The sequence below is a fragment of the Bacillus sanguinis genome, assembly GCF_018332475.1.
Taxonomy (GTDB): domain Bacteria; phylum Bacillota; class Bacilli; order Bacillales; family Bacillaceae_G; genus Bacillus_A; species Bacillus_A sanguinis.
This window is the reverse complement of sequence record NZ_BOQB01000357.1, coordinates 1-7,472: the sequence shown is the minus strand read 5'-3', so window position 1 is coordinate 7,472 and position 7,472 is coordinate 1. Positions and strand designations below refer to the sequence as shown.

Below are 7,472 nucleotides of genomic sequence, written 5' to 3'. Positions count from 1 at the left end.
ATCAACAATACCTTTAATTTTTGTTCGTATATCCACTAATCATTTTCATAAAATATAAAAGAGTCTCATTAAAAAATGAGACTCTTTACCATTTCATATTTAAATCATTTTTGAAGTTTGTTTACCTAATATAAACACTTTAGTAAACACCATCATGATAACTACTATAGCTAGAAAATAAAGTGGCATCACGAGTAACGAACCCGTATGCAGCTGGCTCATTCCCCAAATTGTTATCGTTACAATTACATAGTATCCTAAGCTAAACAATGCTCCTGCTGTACCAATAACATCTTGGAAATCTACCAATGCTAAACTTAAACAGTTAGGTAGCGCTATCCCGATTCCTAATAGCAATATAAACATCGCTACTAAAAATCCAATCATATATACTACGTTGGGATTTAATCCAACAAACGTAATAACAGATAAAAGGATAGCTCCTCCTGTCATTACAAGACAACCGATATATATAATTTTCTCTGGTTTATAAGTAGCAAGTAATTGTTTCGAAACTTTCGCTCCAATAATAGAAGCTGAAGCAACAACAATCCCTAAAAATCCATACATACTAGGCGATAACTGAAAGTATTCAATAAAGATAAACGGCGCTTCTGCATAATAGCTAAATAAAACACCATTCGCTCCTCCAATTAATAACCCATATGTTACTACTTTCGGATTTGTAATTAACCTCTTCAAGACTGAAAGCACATTTATTTTATTCGTTACTGAGTCCGTCTTTGTTTCCGGAAGAGAAACAAACGTATACAGAAAAATTCCGACACTCATAACTACTAAACTTAAAAATACGATTTTAAATCCAAACATTTGATCAAGAAAGCCACCAATTAACGGTCCTATCGCTGGTGTAAAAGCAATAACTGCCGAAATTTGAGCAAACATAACGTGGCGCTTATGCCCCTCAACACTTTCACGAAGAATCGTTTGTGTCACAACTGAACCAGCACTTGCTCCAAATGCTTGAATAAAACGACTTAGCAATAAAACTTCAATAGAATTTGCAATAAAGCATAAGAAACTCCCAACGCCATATACGACAATTCCAAATAACATTGCCGGACGACGGCCAATTATATCTGATAACCATCCAATAAAAAATACACCTAAAGCAAATCCTGCAAAATACACACTAAGTGTTAACTGTACCTCATTATCACTTACATGTAACGCCTTCGAAATGTCTGGTAAAGACGGTGTGTAAATCGTTTCACTAATTTGCGGAAATGCGACAAGAATGATCATTAACAAAAGTGATGGTACTGAGACTTTTTTCATTTTTCATACCCTCCTATAACTATGAAAATCTCAGAAATAAAAAGACTTCCCTTAGCTACGGAACAGGAGGGGCCATTATAGAAATACGGTCATAAAACAACAAAGAAAACACCTCAATTACGTATGTTAATACTTATAGGAGGGTAATATTAACATTGATTTTAATATATACTTTTTTAATTATATTACATATTGCGTTTCTTTTTCTAGTGTTGAACCTTGAAGGGTTCCTTGATAACAACACCTTTTTATGGAATAATTAGAAATAGTTTGAATTGATAAATCAAATTATTAAACGATAGACCAGCATATTTTAATGCCGCAAAGCTTACAAACAGGAGGACTTTTTGTAATGATTGAAATTTTAAAGACAATATTAAACTTCCTAATCTCTCTATTCTCAGGAGAATTACCAATTGTATATTATGTATGGATTATCGCTTTATTTGTCATTCAAATGATCCAGGCTACTCTCAGCTATAAGTTCTTTAAAAAGAAAGATACTTTCAGCACTTATATATCAACAGAATTACTCGCTTTCATCATTCTATTGTTTGGCGGTATGTTAATATCTAAGTTACTTGCCTATATCATAGACGACCCTACTATTAGTATGACAAATGTAACACATTATTTTATTTCTCTGATCATACTAACTATATTTGTTGCTACAGGTTTTATTAAAGATTTTCTGCAAACATCTATAAAAAATAAAAATATATTTCTTTTCACTATTTTAGTAATTTCCTTAATAACTAGTATACTTTCATTCAAGTTTTTATCACCTTTAATTGAAGGTCCTTTCTCTCTTTCTAAATCTTTTATAACCACTTTAATTATTATAGTACTCGGGTTAATTGCTCTACTAATTTCTTTAGAGGAAAAATATGCAGATGAAAAAGAAACGGAAAATTTATAGCTTCTCATTTACATAAAAGAAAGAGGGAGCTTCCCTCTTTCTTTTATATCATCCCTTTTAATATCAATCCTAAAACTGACATTATTATTGCACTAATAATAATTCGCAAAATCCAAGTTGTGTTTGTACTTATTTTTTCTAATTGCTTATTGATTGTTGCTATGTCTTTCTCATTAATAGTGGTACGCGTTTCTAAATTTCGAATGTCTCTCATAATTTCTTTTTGCTCAGCCTTGAAACTGTCAATTTTAGCATAAACATCTTCCATATATTCACACCATCTGTTCATCTTAATAGAAAAATCTATACATATTATGAGACAACCCTCTTACCCGTGAATACATTCCGTGTATCCGCGCACCAAATTATTTGTACAATCTAATTAAATTAATCAAAAATTTCCTTCATTCTATATAAATCAATATTAAGATAACATGCGATTAAGATAAATTAAAATTTGAAAAGGAACCCCTTGTTTATTTAACAACAAACAAGATGCAGTACAACATCCGGGAGCACCTACGATAATTTCTATTGTTTTAATCAACATTTTCATATTTACAACTCAATATAGTCAGTATGATTTTCTGAAGAATCCACTTTTTAGCTGCTTAATGTATACTAATGTTAATATGAAATAGGTGTATCGATAAACTCTCTAGAACAATAAATATACTGGCGGAAACGGACCTATACCCGATATTTTTTCCAGTAACATGAATGGTTATTTCTAATAAATGCGTTTGTATATCATTGTTTTCAAAAATTCCATCTTCAATCTTTACAATATCTGCTTCACAATCTACTTCTTTAAAAGTTTTCAGTAATTTTGTTTCTAATAAACTACAATCAAATTTTTCATCTTTTATTACGGCAAATTTAACCTTCATATCGATTTCCCCATTTTTAACAGACTAAAATCATTAAATCGATATAAATATATATTATTCTATTAATTAATTCAAAATATATGTTTCTTACAGATATTACTAAACATCAATTTTAGGGACTGTAAGGCCTTTTAAAGATTTTTTATCAAAAATAGAACTTAAACTTAATCCACGAATAATAACGTGTTTCAAATACAGTACCTTTATCTTTTAAACGACCTTATCTCTTCTTAAGGAGTCTCGTTTTTATCCTATTTCTTAACAAGAGCTCTACCTTAAATTGTCTTTTCTTTATAAAAAATAGCCCACCTATTTCTGTAGGCGGACTATATCTTTATTACACCATACAAAAGTATAATCTCTTCTCCACTCAAACTTTATGTAATGATACAAATTTTAAATCATTTATTATCTTTTCTATATTCTTATTATTGATTTTTTGTTCATAAATTCGTAACACATATACATGAGTTATCATGCTAAAATTAGTTTATTCAAAAGAAATTATTCTTAATGAATCGATAATTTTTAATACCCTGTTTAAAGCCTCGCCCCCCTGCGTGGCTTTTTCCTATTTAACTTGAGTAGTAATTATCAATCGTTACTATGCTGCTACACATTCCTACCTTTAGCTATTCAGCATCAGCACACGTAAATTTCTTTCCCCCATCATTTGATTTACAAACTGTATTTATCAATTTTTCGGTTATCTTTTCACTTTCACTAGAAACTTGATCTAAATCCATTCGAAATACTTGTTCCGGATTCTCTTTTGAATTCCCTTCAATATGAATTGTACGATCGAACATCTCAGCCGTGAAGCTGCTAGATGTATTTATCATTTCCACTGCATTATTCTCACCTACATAGCGTTCAACTACTTTCTCAGCTTCTTTCAGTTGTTGAGATGTAGGATATGGTATAGATTCCGCTAATATGACTACACCTACTAAATATGTAATATACAAACCACCTGCAATTAAAATAACTTTCTTTACTGTTTTATTAATCATGTTCTAACTCCTTTTTTCTTTTGCTATTAAAATATATAACTTTCCTAATTTCCATCAATTTCTTTTTAGTACATAATATTCGTTCTATATTTCATACAAAGCACCTCTCTTACTAATTTTCAATTTGATATTAACATGTTATTTATTGTTTTTCAATAAATAATTATTATATATCATTACTTATTTATTGTTTATATTCCAATTAATGATAAAAGCAAATAACTTTCTTATAACATCCTCATTCTAGTAAGGAAGTAGCTAAAGCTGTCTTATCTTTAGCACGGGATGATGCTAATGTTGTTAATGGCACAAAAAAGCACCGTCACAAGTGACGGTGCTTTTTCTATGTAAGAGCTACTAGAAGATCCCCTTCTAGCCTACTCCCATTTATAAGTCCAAAATTGTTCAAGTTGAAGCCATTTTAATGTTGCTGCATCTTTGTTTTTGATTTTCGCGTGTGTTTCTTCAAGCATCGCTTCTGTTTGTGAACGATGCGCACCTAGTGCAGCTAATTTATGCTCGAATACTTCACTAATATTATTTACAACATCCGGTTCACCGAGTACTGCTTCACGATTTTTCGTAATTGCAACCGCATGAATGACTGGACGTTCTTCTTTTGGCATACGTGATACAGCTCGAACGACAGCGCGACCAAACGCATCATGATCTGGATGTACGCCGTGCTCTGGATAAAATGTAATAATTCGAGATGGATTTACTTCTTGAATGATTGCTTCAATTTTATCTGCAACGAAATCAACATCTTCAAATTCTAACGTTTTATCATGGAAACCAAGCATTCTTAAATCTTTAATCCCCATCGCTTCACACGCATCTTTTAATTCTCTCTCACGAATATTTGGAATCGTTTCACGGTTAGCGAATACGTTCTTACCCATGTTACGTCCCATTTGTCCTAGAGTACCGCACGCATACGTTACAGGTACTCCTTGATCTGTTAATAAGCGAATTGTTCCTCCCGCAGCAAATGCTTCATCATCTGGATGCGGAAATACAACAAGTACATGTCTCTCCATAAGTTTCCCTCCTTCTTACTTAAATGGCGTTAAGCTTAACTCAAGTGCAACTGCTAAACGGCCTTGATTATCATGCCCTGCAAGTAATAAACGCTCTTTATCGTCTACTTCCCAGTGCGTAATACCTTCTGCATATACCCAGCCATGATCCATTTTCAAACCAACTCGGTATGGATTCGTTCCAGTAATCTTCCCACGTTCAAAGCGAATAATTGCATTTCGAATGAATGCTCCAACTGTCATCATCTTTTCATTAAAGTGTGACGCATACGCTCCGTTCGTCGTTTCTAAATGAATATATACATCTTTATTTACAAAACGTTCAATTTCATTTTGAATAAGAGAACTATCTTTTACTATTTCCATCGGAATTCACCTCTTTAAACCATTTTACGCAAAAATAATGTAAATTGCTATCTCTATATTAGAGGACAGCGCCCACTTTTCCTAATAATTTGCACTGTGTTTCTTTATTTTTTTATATCATATGTAAAAAACTCATTTTTTCCTTCACATTGTTAAATAGTTTTCTTTCTTTTTTGAATTTGCTACAATATATTCAGTGCAGAGGGATACATTTTGACAATGAAATACAAATTTTAAAGAAGGTGACTCGATTGGAACAATCAGCACATGAAGTAGCAAATTGGCAATATTATTTTGCAATTGCCGTATTTTTAGTCACGTACGGATTTATTATTTCTGAGAAATTGAATCGTGCTGTAATTGCACTATTCGGCGCTGCTATTATGATTATTTTTGGAGTTGTAGATTTACATACCGCTTTCACATCACATATTCAATGGGAAACGATCACCCTTTTAATTGGGATGATGATTCTCGTACATATTACGAGTCAATCAGGCGTATTTGAATTTGTGGCCATTAAAGCGGCAAAAGCAGCCGGCGGAAAACCAATCCGCATTTTATTATTACTATCCCTATTAACCGCTGTCGGTTCTGCCTTTTTGGACAACGTAACAACCGTTTTACTAATCGTTCCTGTTACACTGTCCATTACACGTATTTTAAAAGTAAACCCTGTTCCTTATTTGATTTCAGAAGTGCTATTTTCAAATATAGGCGGAACAGCAACATTAATTGGTGATCCACCGAACATTATGATTGGATCAGCAAATAAGCATTTAGATTTTAATGCCTTTTTACTAAACTTAGCTCCAATCGTAATTATTATTTCTATCGTTACACTTGGCATTATTTACTTTATGTATCGTAACAAACTAAAAACAACACCTGAGCAAATCGAAAAACTTATGGTATTAAACGAAAAAGATTACATTAAAGATCAAAGCCTCCTTTTAAAATCGATCACGATTTTGGGACTAACTATTTTAGGCTTTATACTCCATTCTGTTATTCATGTAGACGCTGCCGTTGTCGCGATGACAGGCGCTACACTTCTTATGCTAATTGGAGTAAAAGAACATGATATTGAAGATGTATTTGCCCACGTTGAATGGGTAACCATTTTCTTCTTCGCTGGACTATTCGTTCTCGTTGGCGGGTTAATTGATATCGGGCTTATTTCTTCACTTGCAACAGAAGTACTCGACGTAACAAATGGCGATATCGGTTTCGCTGCGGTACTTATATTATGGGTATCAGGCATCGCATCTGCGACAATTGACAATATCCCATTTGTCGCAACGATGATCCCACTTATTCAAGACTTAGCTACAGGACTCGGACTATCTGTCGACTCTCCGCAAATTGAAGTACTATGGTGGGCGTTATCACTTGGAGCTTGCTTAGGCGGAAACGGAACATTAATCGGAGCATCCGCAAACGTAGTCGTTGCTGGTATTGCAAAACGTGAAGGGCATGCTTTCTCTTATATGGACTTCTTAAAGATTGGTTTACCGTTAACAATCATTGCATTACTATTATCACATGCTTACATTTATTTACGTTATTTAATGTAAAAGTTGTATTGCATGAAATTATATCGTCAAATACAAAAGGTATGCAGCATAGTGCTGCATACCTTTTTTCATCACCAAAATATACCGATAATTGCTAACCCACCTAAAATCATACCACCAATTTGTCCGACGATTGTTGGTGATAATTGAACACCTTTTCTCACTTCAACAACTGGTCTTTCGTGCCTTAGTTGTTGTACTTCACTTTGAAGTTGGTGTACACTTCCGTGCAATTCTTTAATTAGTTCTTTTAATTCAGCGACCTCTTCATTTACTGGTTTTGCTTTTTCTAAATTCATTTTGCATAGCTCCTTATAAAGTGAAACTTTAATCAGTGGGGGGTTGTTCATCCCCACTGATTATTAGTT

General features: G+C 33.1%; 9 protein-coding genes. 2 read left to right on the top strand and 7 right to left on the bottom strand.

Features of this window, described 5'->3' with window-relative positions; translation table 11 throughout:
• Positions 1 to 99: 99 nt before the first annotated feature.
• Positions 100 to 1,299 carry a multidrug effflux MFS transporter gene (locus tag KI369_RS25880; RefSeq protein ID WP_212958273.1) on the bottom strand — a complete coding sequence of 400 codons (1,200 nt, stop codon included), beginning with the start codon at positions 1,297 to 1,299 and terminating at the stop codon, positions 100 to 102.
• A 352-nt stretch (positions 1,300 to 1,651) separates the two neighbouring features.
• Between KI369_RS25880 and KI369_RS25875 the strand changes: the two genes are divergently transcribed.
• A complete protein-coding gene (locus KI369_RS25875; RefSeq protein WP_212958271.1) occupies positions 1,652 to 2,218 on the top strand; it encodes a DUF5823 family protein in 567 nt (188 codons plus the stop codon).
• Positions 2,219 to 2,261: 43 nt separating this feature from the next.
• On the opposite strand, the gene KI369_RS25870 is transcribed toward KI369_RS25875, so the two are convergent.
• The 5 genes from KI369_RS25870 to KI369_RS25850 form a co-directional block, all read right to left on the bottom strand.
• Positions 2,262 to 2,486: a hemolysin XhlA family protein gene (locus KI369_RS25870; RefSeq protein ID WP_212958269.1), complete on the bottom strand. Its 225-nt coding sequence runs from the start codon at positions 2,484 to 2,486 to the stop codon at positions 2,262 to 2,264.
• A gap of 343 nt (positions 2,487 to 2,829) precedes the next feature.
• Positions 2,830 to 3,108: a hypothetical protein gene (locus KI369_RS25865; protein ID WP_212958267.1), complete on the bottom strand. Its 279-nt coding sequence runs from the start codon at positions 3,106 to 3,108 to the stop codon at positions 2,830 to 2,832.
• Between the two features lie 632 nt (positions 3,109 to 3,740).
• Positions 3,741 to 4,121, bottom strand: a complete 381-nt coding sequence (locus tag KI369_RS25860; RefSeq protein ID WP_212958265.1) for a hypothetical protein — start codon at positions 4,119 to 4,121, stop codon at positions 3,741 to 3,743.
• 377 nt (positions 4,122 to 4,498) lie between these two features.
• Positions 4,499 to 5,161, bottom strand: a complete 663-nt coding sequence (gene bshB2, locus KI369_RS25855) for a bacillithiol biosynthesis deacetylase BshB2 (RefSeq protein ID WP_212958263.1) — start codon at positions 5,159 to 5,161, stop codon at positions 4,499 to 4,501.
• A 15-nt stretch (positions 5,162 to 5,176) separates the two neighbouring features.
• Positions 5,177 to 5,527 carry a YojF family protein gene (locus KI369_RS25850; protein WP_000407039.1) on the bottom strand — a complete coding sequence of 117 codons (351 nt, stop codon included), beginning with the start codon at positions 5,525 to 5,527 and terminating at the stop codon, positions 5,177 to 5,179.
• Between the two features lie 251 nt (positions 5,528 to 5,778).
• Here KI369_RS25850 and KI369_RS25845 point away from each other — a divergent pair, with 251 nt between their 5' ends.
• Positions 5,779 to 7,104 (top strand): ArsB/NhaD family transporter, encoded by a 1,326-nt coding sequence (locus tag KI369_RS25845; protein WP_212958261.1) that lies wholly within the window; start codon positions 5,779 to 5,781, stop codon positions 7,102 to 7,104.
• A gap of 71 nt (positions 7,105 to 7,175) precedes the next feature.
• Here the strand turns inward: KI369_RS25845 and KI369_RS25840 are convergent, their stop codons facing one another.
• Entirely contained in the window at positions 7,176 to 7,403 is a 228-nt protein-coding gene (locus KI369_RS25840) for a coiled-coil domain-containing protein (protein ID WP_001047304.1), read from the bottom strand.
• Positions 7,404 to 7,472: the final 69 nt, after the last annotated feature.

What these genes read in the sequence shown, in the direction of transcription:
- KI369_RS25880 (WP_212958273.1), bottom strand. Translation starts at nt 1,299, where the DNA reads ATGAAAAAAGTCTCAGTACCATCACTTTTGTTAATGATCATTCTTGTC.
- KI369_RS25875 (WP_212958271.1), top strand. Translation starts at nt 1,652, where the DNA reads ATGATTGAAATTTTAAAGACAATATTAAACTTCCTAATCTCTCTATTC.
- KI369_RS25870 (WP_212958269.1), bottom strand. Translation starts at nt 2,486, where the DNA reads ATGGAAGATGTTTATGCTAAAATTGACAGTTTCAAGGCTGAGCAAAAA.
- KI369_RS25865 (WP_212958267.1), bottom strand. Translation starts at nt 3,108, where the DNA reads ATGAAGGTTAAATTTGCCGTAATAAAAGATGAAAAATTTGATTGTAGT.
- KI369_RS25860 (WP_212958265.1), bottom strand. Translation starts at nt 4,121, where the DNA reads ATGATTAATAAAACAGTAAAGAAAGTTATTTTAATTGCAGGTGGTTTG.
- bshB2 (WP_212958263.1), bottom strand. Translation starts at nt 5,161, where the DNA reads ATGGAGAGACATGTACTTGTTGTATTTCCGCATCCAGATGATGAAGCA.
- KI369_RS25850 (WP_000407039.1), bottom strand. Translation starts at nt 5,527, where the DNA reads ATGGAAATAGTAAAAGATAGTTCTCTTATTCAAAATGAAATTGAACGT.
- KI369_RS25840 (WP_001047304.1), bottom strand. Translation starts at nt 7,403, where the DNA reads ATGAATTTAGAAAAAGCAAAACCAGTAAATGAAGAGGTCGCTGAATTA.